This window comes from Okeania sp. (assembly GCF_983059655.1).
The window spans coordinates 1-2,104 of record NZ_CEZPJD010000128.1 but is presented as its reverse complement, the minus strand read 5'-3'; the positions used below and the strand labels follow the sequence as shown (position 1 = coordinate 2,104).

General features: G+C 40.3%; 1 protein-coding gene. It reads left to right on the top strand.

The window, feature by feature from the left end; genetic code table 11:
* Positions 1 to 5 precede the first annotated feature (5 nt).
* The coding region (locus tag AC3DU7_RS09965; protein WP_488039196.1) for a type I polyketide synthase at positions 6 to 2,104 on the top strand (2,099 nt) is incomplete at its 3' end.

Sequence of the window (2,104 nt, the reverse complement as noted above, 5' to 3'; positions counted from 1 at the left end):
AAATTATGAATCAACCAGAAGAACAAGAATATAATGATAATGAAATTGCTATCATAGGAATGTCTGGACGTTTTCCAGGGGCAAGAAACCTGGAAGAGTTTTGGGATAATCTCAAAAATGGTGTTGAGTCTATCTCTCTGTTATCGGATAAACAGTTGATAAAATCTGGCGTTGCGACCGAAACACTGAATAATCCCAATTATGTCAAAGTCAGCTCTACAGTTTCAGACATCGATATGTTTGATGCTAACTTCTTTAACTACAGTCCTAGAGAAGCAGAAGAAATAGATCCGCAACAACGAATTTTTTTAGAGTGCGCCTGGGAAGCAATAGAAAGTAGTGGTTATAACCCAGAAAACTATGAGGGTTCGATCGGAGTTTATGCTGGTAGTGGAATGCCTGCCTACTTAATGTATAACCTTGGTGACCAAGATTTTATTCTATTAGATGGTCGCTCCTTTGCCCAAATGGTCTCTAATGACAAAGATTATTTGGCAACACGCACAGCATACAAACTGAATCTTACCGGACCAGCGATAAGTATTCAAACAGCTTGCTCCACTTCATTAGTTGCCGTACATTTAGCTTGTCAAAGTTTGCTCAATGGAGAGTGTGACATGGCTTTGGCCGGTGGTGTTTCAATCCAAATTCCTCAAAATGTGGGATATTTACATCAGGAAGGATTGATCGGTTCTCATGATGGTCATTGCCGAGCCTTTGATGCCAAAAGTTCGGGGACAGTTTTTGGTAATGGTGCAGGAGCTGTGTTACTTAAACCACTGCAAGATGCTGTAGCAGATGGAGATTGTATTCATGCTGTCATTAAGGGTTCGGCGATTAATAATGATGGTTCTTTGAAACTGGGTTATACTGCTCCCAGTGTGGATGGGCAAGCAGCAGTGATTTCAGAAGCTCAAGCTGTCGCTAGTGTATCTCCAGAAACAATTACATACATAGAAGCTCATGGCACGGGTACGGAATTGGGAGACCCCATTGAAATTGAAGCTTTAACAAGAGCCTTTTCAGAGCATACTGATGACAAACAATTTTGCGCCATTGGTTCCCTAAAAACAAATGTGGGGCACATGAATACGGCTGCAGGGATAGGAGCATTAATTAAAACTGTTTTGTCTCTAAAAAATAATTTAATACCTCCTAGTCTACATTACGAGCAACCTAATCCCCAAATTAATTTTACTGATAGTCCGTTTTATGTCAACAACGCTCTGTCTGAATGGAAGCGCAACGGTACTCCTCTACGCGCGGGAGTTAGTTCTTTTGGTATAGGTGGAACTAACTCTCACATTGTATTGGAAGAAGCTCCTAGTCAGGTTAAAGAAGAAGATGATTTACAACGTCCTGTTCATTTATTAACTTTGTCAGCTAAGACTCCCACAGCTTTAGCAGATTTAGTAGATAGTTATCATAATTATCTAGAAAGTAATCCAGATTTGGATTTAGGAGATGTTTGTTACACTGCTAATACAGGCAGAATTCATTTGAACCACAGATTAGCAGTTGTTGCTGAGAACAAAACTGAATTAGTAGAAAAACTGCAACAGTTAAAATTAGAAGAAGGGGCCTTGCATGAAACTTCCGTAGCTGGTATCTCTTCTGGGAAACTGTTAATTAATGCTGCTGCTCCTAAAGTTGCCTTCCTATTCACAGGTCAAGGTTCCCAGTATGTCAATATGGGTAAGGAGTTATACGAACAAGCACCAGTATTTCGAGCAGCACTTGATGAATGTGAGGAAATATTGGGGCAACTGGGTGTCAAGTCCATACTAGAAATTATTTATCCTGATACAGAGACATCACCTCTAGACCAAACAGCTTATACTCAACCTGCTATATTTGCTATAGAGTACGCCCTAGCTAAGTTATGGGAATCTTGGGGTATTAAACCAGATGTAGTCATGGGTCACAGTATTGGTGAATATGTGGCAGCAACAGTAGCAGGAATTTTTAGTTTAGAAGATGGTTTGAAAATGATTTCTGCTAGGGGTAGGTTGATGCAACAGTTACCCCCAGGAGGAGAAATGGTTGCTGTGATGGCATCAGAAGCAAAAGTGAAAAAGCTTCTCAAACCCTATGCAGAAAAAGT